The organism is Kribbella sp. HUAS MG21 (genome assembly GCF_040254265.1).
Lineage (GTDB): Bacteria > Actinomycetota > Actinomycetes > Propionibacteriales > Kribbellaceae > Kribbella.
On sequence record NZ_CP158165.1, the window covers coordinates 2,107,942 to 2,128,131 of the forward strand.

24 protein-coding genes, 1 tRNA gene and 1 other RNA gene are annotated in these 20,190 nt (G+C 68.2%); 8 read left to right on the plus strand and 18 right to left on the minus strand.

The annotated features are described in order from the left end of the window. Positions 1 to 10: 10 nt before the first annotated feature. Both ABN611_RS09995 and ABN611_RS10000 read left to right on the plus strand, forming a co-directional pair. Positions 11 to 487, plus strand: coding sequence for a MarR family transcriptional regulator (locus tag ABN611_RS09995; RefSeq protein WP_350279529.1), 477 nt, complete (start codon positions 11 to 13; stop codon positions 485 to 487). Positions 488 to 489: 2 nt separating this feature from the next. Then, on the plus strand, positions 490 to 894 hold the full coding sequence (locus ABN611_RS10000) for an SRPBCC family protein (RefSeq protein WP_350279530.1): 405 nt from the start codon (positions 490 to 492) through the stop codon (positions 892 to 894). Positions 895 to 900: 6 nt separating this feature from the next. Here the strand turns inward: ABN611_RS10000 and nadE are convergent, their stop codons facing one another. After that, positions 901 to 1,719 carry an ammonia-dependent NAD(+) synthetase gene (gene nadE, locus ABN611_RS10005; protein ID WP_350279531.1) on the minus strand — a complete coding sequence of 273 codons (819 nt, stop codon included), beginning with the start codon at positions 1,717 to 1,719 and terminating at the stop codon, positions 901 to 903. 34 nt (positions 1,720 to 1,753) lie between these two features. After that, an RNA gene (gene ffs / locus ABN611_RS10010) (signal recognition particle sRNA small type) lies at positions 1,754 to 1,850 on the minus strand. A gap of 130 nt (positions 1,851 to 1,980) precedes the next feature. On the opposite strand from ffs, the gene ABN611_RS10015 reads away from it, so the two are divergent. Beyond that, entirely contained in the window at positions 1,981 to 2,316 is a 336-nt protein-coding gene (locus ABN611_RS10015; protein ID WP_350279532.1) for a DUF3140 domain-containing protein, read from the plus strand. A 53-nt stretch (positions 2,317 to 2,369) separates the two neighbouring features. Beyond that, a complete protein-coding gene (locus ABN611_RS10020; protein ID WP_350279533.1) occupies positions 2,370 to 3,185 on the plus strand; it encodes a TIGR03620 family F420-dependent LLM class oxidoreductase in 816 nt (271 codons plus the stop codon). 86 nt (positions 3,186 to 3,271) lie between these two features. Here ABN611_RS10020 and ABN611_RS10025 read toward each other — a convergent pair whose 3' ends face one another. From ABN611_RS10025 to ABN611_RS10035, 3 genes are all read right to left on the minus strand, one after another. After that, positions 3,272 to 3,676, minus strand: coding sequence for a GNAT family N-acetyltransferase (locus ABN611_RS10025; protein ID WP_350279534.1), 405 nt, complete (start codon positions 3,674 to 3,676; stop codon positions 3,272 to 3,274). Between the two features lie 120 nt (positions 3,677 to 3,796). Continuing rightward, the gene (locus ABN611_RS10030) at positions 3,797 to 4,204 is read right to left on the minus strand and encodes a hypothetical protein (protein ID WP_350279535.1); all 408 of its coding nucleotides are present in this window, start codon (positions 4,202 to 4,204) and stop codon (positions 3,797 to 3,799) included. After that, on the minus strand, positions 4,201 to 4,596 hold the full coding sequence (locus ABN611_RS10035) for a sigma-70 family RNA polymerase sigma factor (protein WP_350279536.1): 396 nt from the start codon (positions 4,594 to 4,596) through the stop codon (positions 4,201 to 4,203). The genes ABN611_RS10030 and ABN611_RS10035 overlap by 4 nt, the downstream gene beginning before the upstream one ends. Before the next feature lie 207 nt (positions 4,597 to 4,803). Between ABN611_RS10035 and ABN611_RS10040 the strand changes: the two genes are divergently transcribed. Beyond that, a tRNA-Ser gene (locus ABN611_RS10040) sits at positions 4,804 to 4,891 on the plus strand. Between the two features lie 113 nt (positions 4,892 to 5,004). On the opposite strand, the gene ABN611_RS10045 is transcribed toward ABN611_RS10040, so the two are convergent. From ABN611_RS10045 to ABN611_RS10065, 5 genes are all read right to left on the minus strand, one after another. Beyond that, a complete protein-coding gene (locus ABN611_RS10045; protein ID WP_350279537.1) occupies positions 5,005 to 5,439 on the minus strand; it encodes a hypothetical protein in 435 nt (144 codons plus the stop codon). An 88-nt stretch (positions 5,440 to 5,527) separates the two neighbouring features. Further along, positions 5,528 to 6,379: a phosphotransferase gene (locus ABN611_RS10050; RefSeq protein WP_350279538.1), complete on the minus strand. Its 852-nt coding sequence runs from the start codon at positions 6,377 to 6,379 to the stop codon at positions 5,528 to 5,530. An 8-nt stretch (positions 6,380 to 6,387) separates the two neighbouring features. Then, a complete protein-coding gene (locus ABN611_RS10055; protein ID WP_350279539.1) occupies positions 6,388 to 7,254 on the minus strand; it encodes a class I SAM-dependent methyltransferase in 867 nt (288 codons plus the stop codon). Positions 7,255 to 7,321: 67 nt separating this feature from the next. Then, positions 7,322 to 7,981 carry a response regulator transcription factor gene (locus ABN611_RS10060; protein WP_350279540.1) on the minus strand — a complete coding sequence of 220 codons (660 nt, stop codon included), beginning with the start codon at positions 7,979 to 7,981 and terminating at the stop codon, positions 7,322 to 7,324. Further along, positions 7,978 to 8,763: a histidine kinase gene (locus tag ABN611_RS10065; protein WP_350281625.1), complete on the minus strand. Its 786-nt coding sequence runs from the start codon at positions 8,761 to 8,763 to the stop codon at positions 7,978 to 7,980. Before ABN611_RS10065 ends, ABN611_RS10060 begins: the two co-directional genes overlap by 4 nt. Before the next feature lie 142 nt (positions 8,764 to 8,905). Here ABN611_RS10065 and ABN611_RS10070 point away from each other — a divergent pair, with 142 nt between their 5' ends. From ABN611_RS10070 to ABN611_RS10080, 3 genes are read left to right on the plus strand one after another with little or no spacing between them, the layout of a single operon-like run. Then, complete coding sequence (locus tag ABN611_RS10070; protein ID WP_350279541.1) at positions 8,906 to 9,607, plus strand: ABC transporter ATP-binding protein; 702 nt, start codon at positions 8,906 to 8,908, stop codon at positions 9,605 to 9,607. Between the two features lie 29 nt (positions 9,608 to 9,636). After that, positions 9,637 to 11,919, plus strand: a complete 2,283-nt coding sequence (locus tag ABN611_RS10075) for an FtsX-like permease family protein (RefSeq protein ID WP_350279542.1) — start codon at positions 9,637 to 9,639, stop codon at positions 11,917 to 11,919. A gap of 44 nt (positions 11,920 to 11,963) precedes the next feature. Beyond that, positions 11,964 to 12,731, plus strand: a complete 768-nt coding sequence (locus ABN611_RS10080) for a class I SAM-dependent methyltransferase (RefSeq protein ID WP_350279543.1) — start codon at positions 11,964 to 11,966, stop codon at positions 12,729 to 12,731. Here ABN611_RS10080 and ABN611_RS10085 read toward each other — a convergent pair. The 8 genes from ABN611_RS10085 to ABN611_RS10120 form a co-directional block, all read right to left on the minus strand. Continuing rightward, positions 12,714 to 13,427, minus strand: a complete 714-nt coding sequence (locus ABN611_RS10085) for a nitroreductase/quinone reductase family protein (protein WP_350279544.1) — start codon at positions 13,425 to 13,427, stop codon at positions 12,714 to 12,716. The genes ABN611_RS10080 and ABN611_RS10085 overlap by 18 nt on opposite strands. A gap of 448 nt (positions 13,428 to 13,875) precedes the next feature. Further along, on the minus strand, positions 13,876 to 14,778 hold the full coding sequence (locus ABN611_RS10090) for a carbohydrate ABC transporter permease (RefSeq protein ID WP_350279545.1): 903 nt from the start codon (positions 14,776 to 14,778) through the stop codon (positions 13,876 to 13,878). After that, positions 14,771 to 15,709, minus strand: a complete 939-nt coding sequence (locus tag ABN611_RS10095) for a sugar ABC transporter permease (protein WP_350279546.1) — start codon at positions 15,707 to 15,709, stop codon at positions 14,771 to 14,773. The genes ABN611_RS10090 and ABN611_RS10095 overlap by 8 nt, the downstream gene beginning before the upstream one ends. Then, positions 15,706 to 16,989 carry an extracellular solute-binding protein gene (locus ABN611_RS10100; RefSeq protein ID WP_350279547.1) on the minus strand — a complete coding sequence of 428 codons (1,284 nt, stop codon included), beginning with the start codon at positions 16,987 to 16,989 and terminating at the stop codon, positions 15,706 to 15,708. Before ABN611_RS10100 ends, ABN611_RS10095 begins: the two co-directional genes overlap by 4 nt. Before the next feature lie 140 nt (positions 16,990 to 17,129). Then, complete coding sequence (locus ABN611_RS10105) at positions 17,130 to 18,239, minus strand: hypothetical protein (protein WP_350279548.1); 1,110 nt, start codon at positions 18,237 to 18,239, stop codon at positions 17,130 to 17,132. Next, entirely contained in the window at positions 18,236 to 18,646 is a 411-nt protein-coding gene (locus ABN611_RS10110; protein WP_350279549.1) for a hypothetical protein, read from the minus strand. Before ABN611_RS10110 ends, ABN611_RS10105 begins: the two co-directional genes overlap by 4 nt. Before the next feature lie 37 nt (positions 18,647 to 18,683). Then, positions 18,684 to 19,103, minus strand: a complete 420-nt coding sequence (locus ABN611_RS10115; protein WP_350279550.1) for a hypothetical protein — start codon at positions 19,101 to 19,103, stop codon at positions 18,684 to 18,686. Positions 19,104 to 19,132: 29 nt separating this feature from the next. Continuing rightward, positions 19,133 to 20,185: a substrate-binding domain-containing protein gene (locus tag ABN611_RS10120; protein WP_350279551.1), complete on the minus strand. Its 1,053-nt coding sequence runs from the start codon at positions 20,183 to 20,185 to the stop codon at positions 19,133 to 19,135. Positions 20,186 to 20,190 lie beyond the last annotated feature (5 nt).

Genomic DNA, 20,190 nt, shown 5'->3' on the forward strand with positions numbered 1-20,190 from the left:
TATGTCGGTCATGAAGGTTGTCGAGGAGCTTCGCTACCTCGTGCTGGCGATCCAGCGCGAGGGCAACCGGCTGCTCGCCGCCGAGTTGCGCCCGCTGGGCATCACGCCTTCCCAGGCAGAGGTTCTGCGCGTTCTGCGCGACCACGGCCCGATGACGCTGAACGCTCTCGGCGGCCTGCTCGTCTGCGAGACCGGCAACAGCCCGAGCCGGCTCGTCGACCGCCTCGTCGCGCAGGGCCTGGTGAAACGCGGGATCGACAAGGTCGACCGTCGCTACCTCACGCTCAGCCTGACCCCACAGGGCCGGGCGCTGCACCGCCGCGTCATCACCGCGGAGAACAGGCTGCACCGCACCATGCACGACCGTCTCGCCGGCCAGGCGCTCGACGAGACCATCACCACGCTGCGCTCGCTCGCCGACGCCTTCCCGACCGGGGCCGCGCTGGCCCGCCGCCGGGGTCCCGAACTCGCCCATCAGGAGAACTAGTCATGGAAAAGGCCACCGAGACCATCCACGCCGGCCAGGCGGCGATCCGGCAGGTGCTGCTTGACGCGCTCGGACTGCCGGAGTGGAACGAGGCGTTCCTCGCCATCGACGGCCCCCGCGAGACGAACCCGGGGACCCGCTACGCGCTGCGCGTCCGCCCGGGCTTCACCGGTGAACTGCAGTACACAGTGGTCGAGCAGGACCGCGTCGAGATCGTCTGGCAGGTCCCGGGGTTCCGTGAGGTCGGCACGTGGACGATCGGCGCCGACAGTCGCGTGACGCACACGTTCGAGCAGTCCGGCCCGCTCGCCACGGTGCTGCGTCCGGCGTACCGCAACATCGCGACGATCCGCCTCGCCCGGCTGGCGAACCGGGTCCGTCAGCTACAGCTCGCGCACAGCGCCTGAGTCGTCTCAGCCGAAGGCGAGCGGTACGGCGCGCTTGTGCGCGGTGCGGCGGTGCGTGGCGATGATCGTGGCCGCCGCCTTCTCGTCGACGTCGGCGCCTTCGAGGAAGTCGTCGATCTCGTCGTACGTGACGCCCAGCACGGCCTCGTCCGGGACGCCCGGGTTGTTCGTCTCCAGGTCCGCGGTCGGGATCTTGCCGGTGATGTCGGGCGCCGCACCGAGCCGTTCGCCGACCGCGCGGACGCGCCGCTTGGTGAGCCCGGACAGCGGCGTCAGGTCGCACGCGCCGTCGCCGTACTTGGTGAAGAAGCCCATCACGGCTTCCGCCGCGTGGTCCGTGCCGACCACGAGACCGCCGCGGGCGCCGGCGACGAGGTACTGCGCGATCATCCGCTGGCGCGCCTTGATGTTGCCGACGTGGAAGTCCTCGCGCTCCCCGAGGCCCGCGTGCCGCACCGACTCGACCATCGCGTCCGTGGCCGGCTTCACGTCGACCACCAGGGTCTCGTCGGGCTTGATGAACTCGAGCGAGCGTTGCGCGTCCGCCTCGTCGGCCTGCACGCCGTACGGCAGCCGCATCGCGACGAACGTCGCCTGACCGCCCTCCGAGCGCACCCGCTCGACGGCGAGCTGACAGAGCCGGCCCGCGGTGCTGGAGTCGACCCCGCCGCTGATCCCCAGCACGTACGACGTCGCGCGGGTCCGCCGGAGCCGCTCGGCCAGGAACTCGACCCGCCCCTCGATCTCACCGTCCACGTCGAACGCCGCGGGCACACCGAGCTCGGCGATGATCAGTTCCTGCAGGTAACGGCTCTCGGGATTCATCAGGCTCCTCGGGCTAGGGGAGACCAAGCCTAGACATGAGGATTCCCCGCGCACCCGGAAGAGCTCACTTACCCTTGCTGCCTTCCGGCCCTGGGGGGATTGGGCGAGATACCGCCACGCGGGGAACCAGCACCGAGTGTACGGGATGGGATCACCACGTCCGAAATCCACCGGTGAAACCGGGCAGCCTGGCGAGGTCGAGACCCGATGGGTCTGCTTCCAGGTCGCCGGCGTGGGTACCGCCGGGCGGAGGAGGTACTCATGGCTGAGAGTCGAGTGAGCGACGAACTGTGGAACGAATTTCACCAGCTGGTGAACATGACCTCCCGGGAGCTCGAGGAATGGCTGCGGACCGATTCCGCCGGTGAGGTGACCGAGCCGGCGCCGGAGGAGGCCGGGCACGAGCTCGGCGAGCACGTGGTGCACATCCTCGGCAAGCGGCGGTCCGACGTCACCGCCGACGACATCGCGGCGATGGAGCGCGTCGTACAGCGGATTCGACAGCAGCGCGGCGAGACGCCGGAGCCGAAGGCCGGGGACACCCGCTGGCGGCACCGCTTGATGTCGGTGGGGCACGATCCGTTGCGTCCGCTCTGAGCTCTCAGCGAACAGACGTGCCCGACCCCGGTCGCGAGGGTCAAGCTTGGTACGTGACGGATCATCAATTCGGCCCGTTCGGGATCACGACCGGGCTCGACAGCAGTGCGGATTCACTCGCGGCGGCGCGGGCGGCGGAGGAGCTGGGGTATCCGGCGATCTGGTTGTCCGGTGGGCCGTTGCCGGGACTGCAGACCATTGTCGACCTGGTGGGCGCGACGACGTCGATCAAGTTCGTCAGCGGGATCCTGGCGGTAGTGAAGTACAGCGCGGCCGATGTGAGTACGACGTACGCCGAGCTGGAGGCGGCTGCGCCGGGACGGTTCACAGTCGGGCTGGGTGGTGCGCACGGGCCGCAGCCGTTGGCCACGCTCAACGCGTACCTGGACAAGCTCGACGTACCTGTGGAACGCCGCGTGCTCGCAGCGCTCGGTCCGCAGATGCTGGAGCTGGCCCGCGAGCGGTCGTCCGGTGCGTACCCGTTCCTGACGACCGCGGCGTACGCCACTGAGGCGCGGAAGGTGCTGGGTCCGGACAAGCTCCTGGCCGTCAGCCACCTCGTCGTACTGGAGAACGACGCGGAGCGGGCGCGGGCGATCGCCCAGAACACGATCAGCTTCTTCACGAAGATCCCCGGGTACGTCGCCTCGCTGAAGCGGCAGGGGTTCAACGAGCGCGACCAGGCGGAGCTGCCGGACCACATGATCGACGCGCTCGCCGCGTGGGGCACTGCCGCGGACATCAAGGCCAAGCTGACCGAACACCTCGACGCCGGCGCTGACCACGTCGCCGTCAACGTGATCACGGGAGTGACAGGGCCGCAGCCGATCGAGCAGTGGCGTGCTCTGGCTCCAGTACTACTCGGCTAGCTGCTTCTCGTCGAGGCGTGCGGTCGACTCCAGCTTGTCGTACCGGTACGGGCGCGCCTCTCCGGTCGGCTCGAACCCCTGTCGTTTCAGAACCCGGTAGCGACCTGTGCGTTGGTGTCCACGACAGCCAGCCGCATCGTCCGGATCTCGGGCCAGGTGGTCTCGACGTACTGCTGGGCGAGTTGGTACGTCGTCCTGCCGTAGCCGCGACCCTGGTGGGTGGCGTGCACCTCGAGGAGACCTATGAACGCGGTGTGGTCGTTCGGGAAGCCCCTGAGGAGGTCGACGACAGCAACGAGCTGGTCCGCCTCGAAGGCTCCGAGCACGACCTTGGACTCCTCGGGGAGGCTCTCCGGCCGCATCATCAGCAAGCTCTGTGCATCCGACGCACCGGGCGGGTAGCCCGTGATCCGCTCCGCGTAGCCGGGGTCGGACTCGAGGAGTTCCTGCACCGCGTCGACGTCCTCCGGGGTGATCGGCCGCAGCTCCATACGGCCGACCCTAGATGAGCAGTCCGACCACCAGCAGCCCGATTAGCACGGCTGCGAGGAGCAGGCCGGCTCGTGCGGTCCCGAATCGTTTGAGTGCTATCGCCAACGGTCCGATCGGCTTCATCGTCGCTCCAGTCGTCGCTTCGCTTGATGGTTGAACAGGACAGCGGCGAGAGCCGCGAGTACTACGGGGACGCCTAGCGCGCCCCGTCCGGCGAGAGCCAGTCCGAATGCCAGGAGTGCTGCGAAACCGGAGGCGATCCAGCTAGCGATCACCCGGTCCTTGGCGAACAGCCGGCCGCGTCCGTGCAGTACGTAGGCCGCTCTGCCGATGACTGCGAGGCCTACTAGTACGACGATCGCGAAACTGACCTGCGTTCGCGCCGGCAACCTGTCCTCGGTCAGCCAGAGCAGGCCGACCAGCAGTACCACTGCACCGGCACCGCAGATCTGCACGAGTGAACGAACCCTGCGGCGCAGCGACAGCGAGTCCTGCAGGGCCGCGATGGTGTCTTCCGCAGAGATCATCCCGCCACCTCCCTCAGTAGCCGGCGTGCACGGTGCAGACGGGACTTGACCGTTCCCACGGGCACCGCCAGCACCTCGGCGCACTCCTCCAGGCTCAGGTCCTCCAGGTGGAACAGCACGAGCACCTCCCGTTCCAGCACCGGCACGCTGCCGACAAGGCGCCGTACATCCACTCGATCGACCACGTGGTCGGCCAGGTCCGGTTCGTCGTACGGCGGGGCCTGCGGTTGGTCGGCGTACCGCTCCCGCAACTGGTTGACCACGCTGCGCCGGGCGATGGTGAACAGCCAGGCCGCGAACCGCTCGGGCTCCTTGAGGCGCGGCAGGCCCCGTACGACGGCTAGCCAGACCTCCTGCGACACGTCGTCCGCGAGGTCGTCACGACCGAGCATCTGGCGCACGTACCCCCAGACGGGCCCATGCCACCCCCGCACCAATTCCGCGACAGCCTCCCGCTCCCCCACCTGAGCCCGCACCACCACCGCTGTCCACACCCGGTCCACATCCCACCTCCCTCACCCCTACAGTCGCGCCACCCCACCCCCAGGTTCACGCCCCCGATTTCGGATTCCCGCGCCCCCTCGGTATCCTCTCGGCTTGGAGGATTCGCCTAGAGGCCTAGGGCGCACGCTTGGAAAGCGTGTTGGGGGCAACCCCTCACGAGTTCGAATCTCGTATCCTCCGCCAGTCTCCCCGGAGCGAAGAAACCGCAGGTCAGAGGGCGGTTTCGGACACTCGGGGGGTTAGACAAACAGCCGGGGCGGCTCCCATGGGTGGGAGCCGCCCCGGAATGTTTGGGGTCAGGCGCGGTAGGCGCCCCAGGAGTGGATTGTTACTAGGCCTGACTTGGTGACCTTGTTGAAGCGGATTCGGTAAGTGCCGCTGGTGACGGTTCCGAAGGACAGGGTGTCGACGGTTCGGTAGGTGGTGCAGGGGACGTCCTTTGTCTGCTTCGCGTCGCCCCATACGCCGTTGACCAGTTTCTGCAGGCGCACGTCCCAGTAGCCGCCGGCGGACAGTACGCCGTGGTCGCAGGACGCGTTGTAGGCGATCTTGATCAGGCCGCCGTTCCCGCTGAAGGTGCGGTAGGAGATGACGCTGTCCCGGAACTGGTAGTTCGTGCCCTGGGCCACGTAGGTCATTGCCTCGGCCTGCTGCGGCTTGGCGAAGGCCCCGGCGGACAGCACCATCGCAAGCGACAGCACCGCCAGGGTCAGGTTCCTCAGCTTCTTCATTGCACCTTCTATCCCTCGAAGTTCGACCACTGATCGCCGCGAGGTTATGAACCGCCGCTGCCGCGCGGCTGCCCGTACTCCGCCCGTACTACGGCAGACGTCGGAGGGCCCGCTCCAGGAACTCGTCGCGGCGGGCGGTGGCGTGGGAGCTGCCCCAGTCGGCCAGCGTGGTTGGCGTGTTGAGGGCTGCTACCGCGTCCCAGTAGGCCACGTGCTCCGCCTTTCGGCCGGTGGCCTGTTGCCAGCCGGTGAGGACGTGGTCGGGCGCATCCGGGCCAAAGGTGATGGCTACCTGTTTGCGCAGCTCGCACAGGTCGACACCCGGTGCACCTGCGCCGGCGGTCTGCCAGTCGATGAGTGCTGCGACGCTGCCGTCGTTCCAGATCATGTTGCCGGGCCAGACGTCGCCGTGGAGGTAGACGGTGTCCTCAGGCGGCAGGCCGTGGGCGGTGATGAGTTCGTCGGCCTGTGCGAGGAGGGGTGTGGTTGGCATGCGGCCCGTACGGCGGTCTGTGGCGAAGTCGTCGACGGCGATCGGACGTGGGCGGAAGGGGAGGTGTTCCCGTGGAGTCATGGGAACACCGTGCAAGCGCGCCAGCGCAGCACCCGCGGCGCGAAGGGTCTCAGGTGCTCCGGTGGGCCAGGCCGTGGTGCCAGGAAGCAGTGTCTCGAGGGAGGTGGGCACGCCGGCCTGACGGCCTGACAGGTCGGCGGCGACGAGGCGCGGGGCCGGAAGACCGTGCTCTTCAGCGACCTGTAGTGCTGTAGCGCCCGTGGCGATCATGGATGCGCCGACGCGTGGCGTCGGTGCGCGTAGGACGTACTGCTCGGACCGGTCGGCTACGACGAGTCGCCACGGGCCCTGGTCGTCGTGCAGTGGATGGGCGGCGAGAATCGGGCGGCCGAGAGAAGCGGCGGCCCAAGCAAGTATTTCCCTCACAACCGAGGCTAGCGCATGGCTACGACACGCATCGAGCCGCTGGTGACGCGGATCCGGCGGTCGCGCAGACCGCGGAGGCGTTCCACCGGTGGGACCAGGCGGGACACCGGGTCCAGGAGCTCACGGACGCGCGACGCGACGAACGGAAGGGCGTAGTACTGATAGGCGCTGTCGACGGCGCGGACGGAGTAGCCGCTGCGGTTCAGGAGGTCGGTGATCGTGCGCGGGTCGTAGTAGCTGACGTGCTCGGGGATCTTGTACGACACCCACCGCCGGCCGGACGCGCGTGACAGCAGGCTGCGGATGTTGGGCGTCACCAGCACGATCAGACCGCCCGGCCGGAGCAGGCGGCCGGCACGCTCCAAAAAGGCGCCCGGTTCGGTGAGGTGTTCGATGAGGTGCGAGCCGAAGATCACGTCGTACTGCTGGTCCTGGATCTGTGGCACCTCTTCCAGCAGGCCGCAGAAGACCCGGTCCGGCAGTCGCTCCGAGGCCCACTTGACCGCCGTCGGCGCGACGTCGATGCCGTACGCGTCGTATCCGGCCTCCAGCGCGCACTGCAGGAAGTAGCCGTACCCGCAGCCCACCTCAAGCACCTTGCCGGACGGGACGAACTCGGCGATCCGCCTGACGTCCTCGCGGAAGGTCGCGACGTACTCCGTCTCCTGGCTCTCGTACTCCGAGTAGCCGGAGCCGACGCCGCCGAAGTACGAGTCGGTCTCGTACAGGGCGCGGAGCGTCTCCGGGCTCGGCATGGGCTGGAGCTGGACCAACCCGCACGACGGGCACTCGGCGATGCCGTAGCCGTCCTTGCTGCAGCGGCGGCGGAAGGGTCCGCGCGCCGCACACAGAATGCATACCGCTTCGTCACGCATCGCGACTCGATTCCGCTGGCTGAGAGGTCCGCGACACTAGTTGACCCGGAAGCCAATCGGCAACGGTTCAGCGGTCTCCGGGCGTGACGAGTCCGGTTTCGTAGGCGAGGACCACGGCCTGGGAGCGGTCCCGCAGGGTCAGCTTGGCGAAGATCCGGGCGGCGTGCGTCTTGACGGTGGCTTCACTGAGCGTGAGAGCGGTGGCTATCTCGGCGTTCGAGAGGCCCTGCCCCATCAGCGTGAGGACCTCCAGTTCTCGCGGCGTCAGGACGGACAGGTCGCGGTGCAGCGTCGGCTGGTCGGCCACCGGGTTGGCGAAGCGCTCCACCAGGCGACGGGTGATGGACGGTGCCAGCAGCGCGTCGCCAGTGGTAACGAGGCGGACGGCCGCAGCCAGGTGCTCGGGAGTCACGTCCTTGAGGAGGAAGCCGCTCGCACCGGCCGCCAGGGCGGCGTACACGTACCGGTCCAGGTCGAACGTCGTGAGGATGAGCACGCGACACTCGGTCGGAGTGGACAGGATGCGCCGGGTGGCTTCCAGCCCGTCCATGGTCGGCATCCGGATGTCCATCAGCACGACGTCCGGGTGCAGCCGTCGTACGGCGTCCACGGCCTCGGCGCCGTCCGCTGCCTCGCCGACGACCTCGATGCCGCGGGCGGTGAGGATCATCCGGAACCCGGTGCGCACCAGCGCCTGGTCGTCCGCGATGACGACCCGCGTCGTCACGGGCGTTCCAGCGGCAGCTTGGCGCGGACGCGGAAGCCGCCTCCGATGCGTCGGCGGGCGTCGAGCTGGCCGCCGTACACGGCAACTCGTTGCTTCAGGCCCAGTAGCCCGCGACCGTCGCCCTCCGGTGCGGGTGGACGGCCGCCGGTCAGGACACTGGGGCCACTGTTGAGTACTTCGACCCGCAGTGCGTGCGAGCTGTACCGGACGGCCACCTCTGCCTTCACGCCATCGCCGTGCTTCAGCGCGTTCGTGAGCGCCTCCTGGATGATGCGGTACGCCGTTGCGTCGACGCCGGCCGGCAGCGGACAGGGGTCGCCGGAGATCCGCACTTCGACAGGTAGGCCGGCAAACGCGATACGGTCGATCAGCTCGGTCAACCGCGTCAGACTCGGCTGCGGCGACAGGGCGTCGTCCTCCTCGCCGGAGGCCTTCGGAGCGAGCAGCCCGAGGAGGTGCCGCAGCTCAGCCATAGTGTCGCGACCAGCCGCCTCTACTGCGAGCAGAGCCGCCTCAGCCTGGTCCGGCTCAGTAGCCAGCACCTGTCGTGCCGCACCGGTCTGAATGACCATCACACTGACGTTGTGGCTCACGATGTCGTGCAGGTCATGGGCTATCCGGGCCCGCTCCGCGTCGACTGCGCTCTGAGCGGCCGTCGCCCGCTCGCGCTCCAGCAACCACCCGCGCTCCTCCAGCGCCCGGGCGTGCGCACGCCGCGCCCGCACGTACGCCAGCGCGAGCAGCCCGGCCAGCACGCCGAGCAGCACGACAAGGAACCACATCACGGATCAACTGTCCCAAAGCCGCGACGGAAAGCGCATCATCCGCGAGACGCACCGCCGTACATCTCCAGGATGACGGGCCGCGGACATTACGCCGGCAGGGTGACGTCAACGGCCGTCCACCGGCCCTAGCGTGAGCAGCATGACGGAGGACAACGGACAGGCGGTCGTGCAGCTCACCGCAGTACACAAGGAGTACGGCGAGTCCGTCGCACTCGACGGGGTATCGCTGGAGATCCACGCCGGTGAGGCGGTCGCCGTGATGGGACCGTCCGGCAGCGGCAAGTCGACACTGCTCAGCATGGTCGCCGGACTGGACCGGCCGACCTCGGGATCGATCGTCGTGCACGGCGACGACCTGGGCACGCTGGACGAGAAAGGGCTGGCGCTGTTCCGCCGCCGGCGGATCGGGATGATCTTCCAGTTCTTCAACCTGCTGGACGACCTGTCCGCGCTCGACAACGTCGCCCTGGCCGCCCAGCTCACCGGTACGTCGGCCTCGCACGCACGGAAGCGCGCAGTCGAGCTCTTCGAGGAGCTGGGCATCGCAGGGCGCCGCAACACGTACCCGGCCCAGCTGAGCGGTGGTGAACGCCAACGAGTCGCCGTAGCCCGCGCGCTGATGAACCGGCCGGCCATCCTCCTCGCCGACGAGCCGACAGGCGCGCTCGACACCAGAGCGGGCGAGCAGGTGATGGACCTGCTGCTGGACCTCAACCAGATCGGTCAGACGCTGCTCCTGGTGACCCACGACCAGCAGCTCGCGACCCGGTGCGCCAGCCGCGTCATCGACTTCGTCGACGGCCAGATCGCCGGCGAGCGCAGCCTGGAGCGTACGTCATGAGCGCTGTCTGGCCAGTCGCAAGAGCAGCGGTGCGACGGCGCCGCGTGCAGACCGTGGTGATCGGTGTGGTCGTGCTGCTGTCCACCTCGATGATCGTGGTCGCATTAGGCCTCCTCGCAGCGTCCAGCGGCCCGTTCGACCGCGCGTACGCCAAGCAGAGCGGCGCACAGCTGATCGCGTCGTACGACCGGACCAAGGTGAGCGACGCGCAGCTGACGGCCGCAGCGAAGAGTGCGGCCGCTGTCGCCGGGCCGTTCGCGCAGACGACGCTGGAGCTCGACGGGTCGCAGATGATGGACTCGCTGGTGACCGTGGGACGTGCGGACCCTGGTGGTGCCGTGGACCGGCTGAACGTGTGGCAGGGGCGGTGGGCCACCAAACCGGGTGAGATCGTGCTCAACCGGAATCCGACCGAGACCGGCGGCCGCGGCGCGCTGCAACTGAACGGAACCGTGACGGCGGCCGGGCAGACGTTCACGATCGTCGGCTTCGCCTACAGCGTGAGTCAGTCGGCGGATGCCTGGGTGACACCGGAGCAGCTGAGCGCACTGCACCCCACCTCGACACAGATGCTCTACCGCTTCACCAACGCAGCCACCAATGCAGAGGTGACAGCCGGGCAGCAGGCCGTGACCGCCGGCCTGCCGGCCAACGCCTTGATCGGCACGCAGTCGTACCTGGCACTGCGGGCGCTCGTTGCCGGGCAGCCGAACACGTTCGTACCGTTCCTGATGGTCTTCGGCTGGCTGGGGCTCGCTGTAGCGGTACTGATCGTGGCCAACGTGGTCAGCGGCGCCGTCGTCGCAGGTTTCAAGCACATCGGCGTACTGAAGGCACTGGGGTTCACACCGACACAGGTCCTGACGGTGTACCTCGGCATGGTGTCGATCCCTGCTGTCATCGGCTGCGCAGCTGGCGTTGTCGTCGGCAACGTGCTCGCCACCTCCCTGCTGACGAAGGCTTTCGAGAACTACGGCGCCGGCGGCACGAGTGCACCGATCTGGGTCGACGTAGCCGCGCTACTGGGCGTTCCTGCTCTAGTAGCCCTGTCTGCGCTACTACCGGCGTTGCGCGCACGCAGTCTGTCGGCTGCGCAGGCGATCAGCGCCGGCAGCGCACCGCGAGCCGGACGCGGGCTCCGTGTGCAGCGCTGGCTCAGCGGCACCCGGATGCCGCGGCCGGTCAGCCTGGGACTGGGACTGCCTTTCGCTCGCCCCGGACGTACGGCGCTGACGCTGGCGGCCGTGGTGCTCGGTGTCACGAGCGTGACGTTGGCCGTCGGGTTGGGGAAGTCGCTGATGACCTACCAGACGGCTGCGAGCCGGGTCGACGCTGTCGACCTGACGATCTTCGCCGGCCCGAACGGCTCCGAGGGAATGCAACGAGGAGGTCCCCAGGGCGCGAAGCTCACCGACGCCGAAGATGAGGCGGTACTACGGGCCGCACCTGGTGTCACCTCCGTGGCAGCAAGCGCCGGCCTGACCATGCGCCTCGCCGGGACGCAGACGGACCTCCGGGTGTCGTTTTACCGCGGCGACTACCAGCAGCTCGGGTACCGGCTGCTGGCCGGGCGCTGGTTCGACGGTCCGGGCGAGGTGGTCGTGTCGGAACGCTTCCTGCGGCAGCGCGGCCTGGCTGTCGGTGACACGATCAGCCTGCAGTCACAGGGCAAGACCGTGCGCGCGCAGATCGTCGGCAAGGCGATGTACAACTCCGGCGACGAGGTGCTGTCCAACTGGGCGACACTGGCGCAGGTCTCTCCCGGGCTGCGGGCGAACATCTACGAGGTCAACGTGAAGGACGGCACGGACCTGGACGCTGTCATGCAGGCCGTGCAGGCGAAGGACCCCGGCCTGGAGGAGGCCGAGGGTCAGGAGGCCGGCACGTTCGTGGCCGTCGTCCTCGCGACCGTCGTACTGCTCACGCTGATGCTGGGGACCGTCGCAGCGCTCGGGGTGTTCAACACCGTCGTACTCAACACCCGCGAACGGCGACGAGACCTGGGCATGCTGAAGTCGATCGGCATGACCCCCGCGCAGGTGACCCTGATGGTGGTGACGTCGATGACCGTACTGGGCGCCCTCGGCGGCCTGCTCGGCATCCCGCTGGGCATGATCGCCCACCGCGTCGTGGTCCCGGCCATGGCGAACGGCGCCCAGGTGGAGATCCCCGACTTCATGCTCGACGTCTACCCGGCCGCCCTACTCGCCCTCCTGGTGCTGGCCGGCATGCTGATCGCTGCAGCCGGAGCCTTCTTCCCCGCTCGCACCGCCGCCCGCACCACCATCGCGCGGGTTCTCCACAACGAGTGAATAAGCGGTTGCACAACGGGACCCCGATCAGGCTGACTGTCCGGATGGACAAGGTGGTGGCGGGCAACCGGGTCGTGTGGGAGAAGGCTTCCACGAAGCACATCAACGAGTACGACGAACTGCTAGAGGAGGCCCGGAGCGACGAGCTGCTCTTCCCGCGGGAGCAGGAACTGCTGGCGCCCGTACTGGCTGAGCAGCCGCTCGTAGTGCACTTCCAGAGCGGGCACGGGTTGGACGACGTGGCGCTGGTGAGGGCTGGGGCTCGGCGGGTCGTGAGCATCGACTACAGCTCCGTAGCTGCGGGCGCCGCGCAGCGCCGGGCGGTGGAGCTCGGTGTGGACTGCCGGTACGTCGTGGCGGAAGTACCCGGCGTACCGGTCCGGGACGCGTCGGCGGACCTCGTGTACACGGGCAAGGGCGCACTGATCTGGATGCGGGACATCGACGCCTGGGCGCGGGACGCGGCGCGGGCGCTACGGCCGGGCGGGCACCTGTTCGTGTACGAGGCCCACCCGGCCGTACCGCTGTGGACCTGGGACGTGGACGAACCACGCATCCGCCCGGACCGCAGCTACTTCGCCGAGTCACACATCAACGACACGTTCCCGGCCAATGGTGCGCACGAGTGGCAGTGGACGCTCGGCCAGATCGTCACCGCCGTCGCCGGCGCCGGCCTCCAGCTCCAGGTCGTCGAGGAGTACGCCGAACCGTTCTGGCGCCCGCAGGACGGCACCAGCGCAGCAGCGTGGTCCGGCCGTCTCCCCAACTCCTACGCGCTACTGGCCCGGAAACCGTTACAGGTAAGGCAGTAGCGCCGCCTCCTCCCGGTCCAGGTGGGCGTTGAGCTGAGCGATCAGCTCGTCCACCTGGCCCAACAGGTCGCTGCCGACGAGCTTCTCGAGTTCGCCGAGCAGTACGGCGATCTCGTCGTGTTCCTTCTGCAGTACTGCGATGACGTCGCCCAGCTCCGGGTGCTGTGCGAGCAGCGCCGGGAAGAGGCCGGCCGACTCGCCGGTGTGGTGGTAGTGCAGGCCCTGGCAGACGGTCAGGCAGTTGATCCGGAGCTGCGCGCCCAACGTCCCGGACGTCGCGATCTCGTGCCGGATCAGCGCCAGCTCGCGCCGGAACGCCTTGTGGATGGTCTTCAACGTGTCGGCGAACGACGAGCCGCCGGAAGGCGGTCCCGGCTGCGACACGAGCGCGACGACCGGAAGCGTCCGGGTCGTGCCCTTCTGGTACTCGCCCCACCCCGCGTCCGCCTCGACGAGCCGGGCGAAGACCTCGTCGCGCTCGGCGTCCCGCAGTACGACGGCCGTCGCCTGGTACTGGAACAAGCCGAGGTCGACCTCGACCTCGGGACGCGCGAGCAGGTTGTGGTACCAGTCCGGGTGTTTCGGGCTGCCGCCGGCCGAGCCGACGACGAGGACACGGTCACCGTCGGGGTAGTACCCGAGGATCGCGGTGTGCGGCCGGCCGGTGCGCGCGCCGGTGGTTGTCAGGAGCAACAACCTGGAGTTCTCGAAAGGACCGCCGACGCGGCCCTCGTTCGCCTGGAACTCCTTGATGAGACCTGCGGTGAAATCGTTCAGGATTCGCTTCTTTCTCTGGTGTCGTGAAAAGGGAATTCGCGGACATCAGAGAAGCGGGCGGGGCCCGCGCGGCGCTCAGAACGCAGCCGGGGACCCAACTCGGTAATGGCTCGAAGCCGACCCGGCAGTCACGTCGGCGATACTACAGCACGCGTCGCCGCGCGACCTCACGGAACGTCACCGGCCGCGTACGCAAGGAAAAACCTCGGAATCGTTGTAACGAGCGCCACATCCCGCCGATAAACGGGTGAGCGACCCAGCAGGGGGGACCTAGTGGGAAGCTCCGGTGTTTCTTCGGGACCACCGCATGTGGAGGGGGCCTCGCAGGTGCTCACCCGGGGCGGGGTGAGCACCTGTTCGAGGATTTCTAGCCCTTGATCCCCACGTTCGCCATTCCCTCGACGAACCGCTTCTGGGCGAACACGAACAGCACGATCATCGGCAGCGTCGCGAGCGCCGTACCGGCCATTAGGTACGGCCACTGGATCTCCGCCGGGTTCTGGGAGAAGATCGCGAGCCCGAGTTGCAGCGGCCGCAGGTCGTCCGACGTGGTGATCATCAGCGGCCAGAGGAACCCGTTCCAGGCCGCCTCGATCTGGAACACCGCGATCGTGATCAGCGCCGGCTTGATCAGCGGCGTCATGATCCGCCAGAAGATCCCGAACTCGCCGAGCCCGTCCACCCGCGCGGCCTGCGCCAGCTGGTCCGGCAGCGAGACGTAGAACTGCCGCGCCAGGAACGTGAACAGCGGCGCCGCGCCGAGCGGGATGATCAGGCCCCACCACGAGTTCAGCCAGCCGATGCCGCCCTGGCCGAGGATGTTGTTGCCGCCGAACAGCGGGATCGACTTCACGATCAGGAACAGCGGCACCAGGATGATCTGGAACGGCACCAGCAGCAGCACGATGAAGTAGTTCAGCAGTGTCTTGCCGCCGCGCAACGGCAGCTTCGCGAGCGCGTACCCGGCCGTCGTACAGACCGCGAGCGTGAAGGCCGTCTCGCCGACCGCGATGATCAGGCTGTTGCGGAAGTACGTCAGGAACGGCGCGGTCTGCATCGCCTCGACGAAGTTGTGCCAGCGCAGTTCCGCCGGCAGCCAGCTGAACTTCGCGATCTCCAGGTTGCTCTTGAACGCGGTCAGCAGCATCCACACGAACGGCGTGATCATCAGCACCGCGCCGACGGTGAGGACGACGTACAGCAGGATCCGGCCGGGCCGGAGTACCGGCGGCTTCGCGGCGGCCGCGGCCGGCAGGGTTGCGCTAGTCATTGGCATCCGCCTTCTGGAGCAGGCGTCCGACGGCGATGAAGACCGCGATCACGATCATCATGATCACCGTCTCGGCGGACGCGTAGCCGAGTTTCAGGTCCTGGAACGCGTTCTGGTAGATGTCCATCACCAGCACCCGGGTCTCCGAACCCGGGCCGCCCTGGGTCATCACGTACACCAGGTCGAACACCTGGAAGGTGCCGACGATCGACGTGATCAGGACGAAGAACTGGACCGGGCCGATCGCCGGCCAGGTGACGTTCGCGAACCGCTGCCAGCGGCCGGCGCCATCCAGCTGGGCCGACTCGATCAGGTCCCGCGAGACACCCTGGAGCGCGGCCAGGTAGATGATGATCTTGGTACCGAGCCCCTGCCAGATGCCGACCACCATCAGCGACGGCAGCGCGGTCGCCGGGTCCGCCAGCCAGCGGTTCGGGGCGAATCCGAACAGGCTCAGGAATCCGTTCGCCAGGCCGGAGCCCGGATTGTAGATCCACAGCCAGATGGTCGCCACCGCGACCGTCGCGGTCACCGTCGGGATGTAGTACGCCGTACGGAAGAAGGCCAGGCCGCGGATCTTCTGGTTCAGGCCGATCGCGACCGCGAGCGAGATCGCCATCGAGATCGGGATCACCACGATCGCGTACAGCACCGTGTGCCACAGCGACGCCAGGAAGTCGACGTCGCGGAACAGGTCGGCGTAGTTGCCGAACCCGACCCAGGCCCAGGTGTCGCCGAAGCTGTAGTCGGTCAGGCTGAGGACGAGTACGGCGACCACCGGGATGACGATGAAGACGCCGGAGTGCAGCAGCGCGGGCGTGAGCAGGACCCAGCCCGCCCGGGCCTGGCCGCGGACCAGCGCCCGGCTGTCCTTGGACGGGGCCACCTTGCGCGGCGTCGCGACCGCGGGACGTTCCAGAGTTGTGCTCATCGTGACTGTCCTGCCAGGTTGTGCAGCACCTTGGCGGGATCCTTCTGTCCGAGGACCGCCTGGGTGAGCTGGATGTCGAAGTTGCCGCGCATCTCGAGCCAGTTGGAGGGCACTTCGTTCTCGTTGACCGCGTACACCAGGCCGTCGGCGACGAACTGGCTGAGCGGATTGGACTTCGCCTGCGGTGAGTTGCCGGCGTCCTTGTAGGCTGGGATCTTCTTGTTCAGCTTCGCGACCGCGTCCAGCGTCGTCGGCTTGGTCAGCGTCTCGATGAACGCCCAGGCCGCGTCCTTGTGCCGGCTGCGCGACCCGATCGACGCCAGGTCGCCGCCGACGTACTCGATCTCCTTGCCGCTGTTGAACCGGAAGAACTTCAGGTCGTCACAGTTCTTCTGGCCGATGCCCTCGGCGGAGCAGTCGACGCCGCCGTTCACGATGCCCATCGCGGCCTCGCCGGTGAGCACCAGCGGCTGCTGCGCCGCGTTCGTCTGGCCGTACGGCTGGACGTTGTTGATCATCGACTTGATCCAGAGCAGCGTCTCCAGGCCCTTCTCGTTGTCGAAGTTCGGCTCGCCGCCGACGTACAACGGCGTACCGGTCGAGGCCAGGAAGGTCGTGAACGACTGCCGGAAGCCGGTCGCCGACGCGAGGTCGAAACCGCTGCGGGTGATGTTGCCGTCCTTGTCCCGCTTCGTCAGCTTCTCGGCGGCGACCTTGATCTCGGCCAGCGAGGTCGGCGGCTTCTCCGGGTCGAGCCCGGCCTCGCGGAACGCGCTCTTGCGGAGCGCGACGGCGCGGGCGTCCGCGACCAGCGGGTACGCGTACAGCTTGCCGTCGTACGACGCCGCCGGGATCAGCGCGGCGGTGCTCTTCTCCTTGATCACGTCCGGCGTCACGCCGTACTTGCCGAGATCCTCGAAGATCCGCTTCGACGCGAACGGTTGCACCCAGCCGACGCCGGTGACCATCACGTCGTACGGGATGCCGGCCGCGATCGAGGTGGACATCTTCTCGTTGAGGTTCTTGTACGTCGCGAAGTCCGGCTCGACCTTCATCTTCGGATAGGTCTTGTGGAAGTCGTCGACGACCTTCTGGAACGCCTCCCGGCCCTTGGTACTGGGCGGGAACGACGGCAGCAGGACCCGCAAGGTACCGGTCGCCTCAGCCGGCGGCACACCGTCCGTACTCTCGTCGATCACCCCGTTGCCACAACTGCCGACCAGCACGCTGAGCGCGACGGCCAGCACGGTCAGTCCCACACGATGTCTCACCGGTCTCACAGGGCAACTCCTTCGCTGACTGTTTCAGCCGGGGCCCACGACCCCACCCAAGTGCAGCGAAAGTATGGGAAAGGGCTTTCCTCGTCAATACCTCAGCGCTCGAATGATCACATTCGATCACCCACAAGATCACTTCCCCGTCAGCGCTGCGTCTCCGGCCCTTGCCGCTGCTGCGCAGGAACCCCGACCCCACCACGCCGCGAACCCTGCTGATCCGCCGTCAGCCGTGTCGCCGAACCCAACGGCCGCGAGCCAGTCAGCCCGGCACGCGCCGCCGCCGCGATGTCGGGCGGGAGCGCCGCCGGACCCGCAGGCGGAGGCGTCACGACACCAGCTCGAGACTGCTGCGCAGACCGGTCGCCGCGTTGCGGCTGCCCCGCGCGCTGCTGCTCCGAACCGACACCACGCTGCACCTGCCGATCCGGCGCCGGCATCTGCCACTGCTTCCGCAACCGGCTCATCACCCTCGAACCCTCGATGACGGCTTGCTCACCGACCGCTCGCCGTGTGCCGGCATCCGCGCTCTTGGGGAGCTTCGCCACCCGCCCGAACTCGGAGCTCATCGCTTGCGCAATCTGCCCGATGGCTTGCTCTCGCTGGTCTTCCGGGATCATCCCGGGGAGACGGCTGTTGTCGTACATCGCCGCCGCGGCAACCGTGAACTTTTGATCTGCGGGTACCACGGCCATCGCGGCGATGACCTCATCGCGCTCCATTCCGGACTTACGCCCGATCATGTCGGCGAAGCCCTCCACCGCGGGCGTGAATTCCTTGTAGACCTTCGGGCTCTTGACGTCCTTGATCCCAGGTGCGATCTGATCGATCCCGAGCTCGTCGATGTAGTCGTCCAGTACCTGGTGCGAGTAGAGCTCGGTAACACCCTCCTCCAGCGGGCGGACACCGGGACCGGTCGCCATCGCGTTGTACGACTGCGAATGTTCCCGGCCCTCCGACGACAGGAGATGCACGTTCTCGTGCAGCACGACGCGGATCGCGTCGCGATACCCGGCGAGCTCCGCACGATCCTGGTTGTGCACCCGGGCGTTGCGGAACATCTCCTGGAGCCGCTCGTCCACGTGGCGTGGGTTGTACGAGATCGAGTTGTCCCAGTTCGCCGTACCACCGAGGTCGCTCTGTCGCTCGATCGGCGCCCCGAACCGCCCGTTCCAGGACGAGTGATGCGCGCCCGAGACCCGCACGGCGGCATTCGCCTGCTCGCGCATCAGCTCCCGGAAGCTGGTGACCTTCATTGCATGAGTCGCAAGGCGCCGATATGCATATGGAGCGTGTGCTCGTAGTCCCCGATTGCTTGCTTCTCGTCCGAGTTGGCGCCGGGCGAGAGTCGCTCGAGTGCTCGCATCCCTTCCTCGGCACGGGCCAGGCGCTCGGCCATGGTGCCGTCGTCACGGACAGCTTCGGCATACGCCTCGCGCGCCTGCAGAATGACCTCCGACGGAGACTCGGCGGGGCCGCGCGCCGCGGCGGACTCGACGATCGAAATTTCCAGGTACGCGTCTTCGCGGTCGTCCTCGTCGTCGATCTGGGCAGCCAGGGCCGAGAGCCGTGCGACGTCCCCGGTCAGGTCCGGACCGCGGCGGCCGTTGAGGATCGCCTCGTACACCCGCCTGTACTCGACCTCGAACTCGGCGTACTCCATCGCGGTCCTCCCCGAAATCCCGTGCGGTCCTCTGAACTTACCCGTTTCCGGGCACGTCGGAGCGCAAGGCCAGGATCAGCATGTGGAGGGACTCGTTCAGCGCGAGGATCCCAGTGCGTTGCGAGGGATCGGCCGTCTGGGCGATTCGAGCGATCTCCGCCATGCCTGCCTCGGCGCGGGCGATGCGCTCCTCGTCGGTTCCGCCATCCGCACTGGCCAGTGTGTGAGCGCGCTCCGCCTCGGCCATCGCAGGCGAGGCCGCCGGTTGTTCGTCGTACCCGAGGATGTCCTCGAGCATGGCGATGCCGTTGTCGGCTTTCCGGCGCTCGGCGACGTTGGCCAGGCCGTCGGCCAGGACGCGCAAACGCTCGATCCCGCGGGCGAGCACGTCCGTGTGCAGCTCGTCGGCGACGCCCAGAACCCGCCGATACTCCGCGTCGAACTCGTCGTAGTTCATGTCCCCCTCCACCAGTCGGATCTCGGAATTTACCTGTCGGGGGTGCCGCAGGAGGTTCGGATGTTGAGGGTGGGGAGGAGGCTTAGGTGTTGGACGGGGGTTGTGGGGTGTTGGAGTTTGCGGAGGAGGAGGTCGCAGGCGGTTTCGCCTAGGGTTCGGCGGGGTGGGCAGACGGCGGTGAGGGGTACTACGGCCAACGAAGCCGTGACGTCGTTGTAGGCGATGACTGCCAGGTCCTCGGGGACGCGCAGGCCCAGTTCCATCGCGCGTTCCACCAGGCTGGCGCCGTGTTCGTCGGAGTGCACGAGTACGGCGCGGCTGCCGAACGACTCGCACTCGGCCAGGAACGCGTCCAGTTGTGCGGCCGCGCCGGGGTCGTCGCCGCGCGCGGGGAGGTCGACCGGCGACAGGAACACCTCGACACCCAGTGCCTTCGCAGCGGTTTCGATGCCGCGGCGGAGCCAGTACGCCGTGACCGTGGCCTGCAGGTTGACCGCGATCCGGCGGTGCCCCAGCGCCGCAAAGTGCCGCAGCGCCAGCAGCGCGCCGTACGCGTGGTCGGTGCGGACGTGGTCGTACTCGCGCGCCACCTGCGGGAACCCGAACGCCCGCTCCATCAGCACGACCGGTACGTCGATGTCGTCCAGCCGCGCGTCGAGCCGTTCGACGGCGTCGCCCTGCGCGGTGCTGATCAGCAGCCCGGCGACGCCGATCCCCAGGACCTTGTCCAGCCGCTCGCGCTCGGTCGTGGCGTCGTACCCGGAGACGCCGAGCACCAGCCGGGCGCCGTACCGGTCGGCCATCGCCTCGGCGCCGCGGATCACGTCGGAGTAGTACGCCGTCGCGCTCGGGACGACGATGCCGATCGTCAGCCGGCTCCCGGGGCTCGCCTGGTCGGCCGCGGCGGTGCCGATCGCGCCGCCGTGCACGCGGCGGAGCAGGCCCGCGGAGTCCAGTTCGGCCAGGTCCCGGCGTACTGTGATCGCGGAGACGCCCAGCTCGGCGACCAGGTCGGCGACCCGGAGCCGGCCGTGCCGGCGCAGGCTGCGCAGGATCAGCTCGTGGCGCTCCTGTGCAAGCATGTGGC

Excerpts from the sequence above, each read along its gene's own strand:
- ABN611_RS10080 (WP_350279543.1), top strand. The coding sequence starts at position 11,964 with ATGGACAAGGTGGTGGCGGGCAACCGGGTCGTGTGGGAGAAGGCTTCC.
- ABN611_RS10045 (WP_350279537.1), bottom strand. The coding sequence starts at position 5,439 with ATGAAGAAGCTGAGGAACCTGACCCTGGCGGTGCTGTCGCTTGCGATG.
- ABN611_RS10015 (WP_350279532.1), top strand. The coding sequence starts at position 1,981 with ATGGCTGAGAGTCGAGTGAGCGACGAACTGTGGAACGAATTTCACCAG.
- ABN611_RS10035 (WP_350279536.1), bottom strand. The coding sequence starts at position 4,596 with ATGCTCGGTCGTGACGACCTCGCGGACGACGTGTCGCAGGAGGTCTGG.
- ABN611_RS10065 (WP_350281625.1), bottom strand. The coding sequence starts at position 8,763 with ATGTGGTTCCTTGTCGTGCTGCTCGGCGTGCTGGCCGGGCTGCTCGCG.
- ABN611_RS10120 (WP_350279551.1), bottom strand. The coding sequence starts at position 20,185 with ATGCTTGCACAGGAGCGCCACGAGCTGATCCTGCGCAGCCTGCGCCGG.
- ABN611_RS10025 (WP_350279534.1), bottom strand. The coding sequence starts at position 3,676 with ATGGAGCTGCGGCCGATCACCCCGGAGGACGTCGACGCGGTGCAGGAA.
- ABN611_RS10110 (WP_350279549.1), bottom strand. The coding sequence starts at position 18,646 with ATGGAGTACGCCGAGTTCGAGGTCGAGTACAGGCGGGTGTACGAGGCG.
- ABN611_RS10105 (WP_350279548.1), bottom strand. The coding sequence starts at position 18,239 with ATGAAGGTCACCAGCTTCCGGGAGCTGATGCGCGAGCAGGCGAATGCC.
- ABN611_RS09995 (WP_350279529.1), top strand. The coding sequence starts at position 11 with ATGAAGGTTGTCGAGGAGCTTCGCTACCTCGTGCTGGCGATCCAGCGC.
- ABN611_RS10055 (WP_350279539.1), bottom strand. The coding sequence starts at position 7,254 with ATGCGTGACGAAGCGGTATGCATTCTGTGTGCGGCGCGCGGACCCTTC.
- ABN611_RS10095 (WP_350279546.1), bottom strand. The coding sequence starts at position 15,709 with ATGAGCACAACTCTGGAACGTCCCGCGGTCGCGACGCCGCGCAAGGTG.
- ABN611_RS10030 (WP_350279535.1), bottom strand. The coding sequence starts at position 4,204 with ATGATCTCTGCGGAAGACACCATCGCGGCCCTGCAGGACTCGCTGTCG.
- ABN611_RS10090 (WP_350279545.1), bottom strand. The coding sequence starts at position 14,778 with ATGACTAGCGCAACCCTGCCGGCCGCGGCCGCCGCGAAGCCGCCGGTA.
- nadE (WP_350279531.1), bottom strand. The coding sequence starts at position 1,719 with ATGAATCCCGAGAGCCGTTACCTGCAGGAACTGATCATCGCCGAGCTC.
- ABN611_RS10000 (WP_350279530.1), top strand. The coding sequence starts at position 490 with ATGGAAAAGGCCACCGAGACCATCCACGCCGGCCAGGCGGCGATCCGG.
- ABN611_RS10115 (WP_350279550.1), bottom strand. The coding sequence starts at position 19,103 with ATGAACTACGACGAGTTCGACGCGGAGTATCGGCGGGTTCTGGGCGTC.
- ABN611_RS10070 (WP_350279541.1), top strand. The coding sequence starts at position 8,906 with ATGACGGAGGACAACGGACAGGCGGTCGTGCAGCTCACCGCAGTACAC.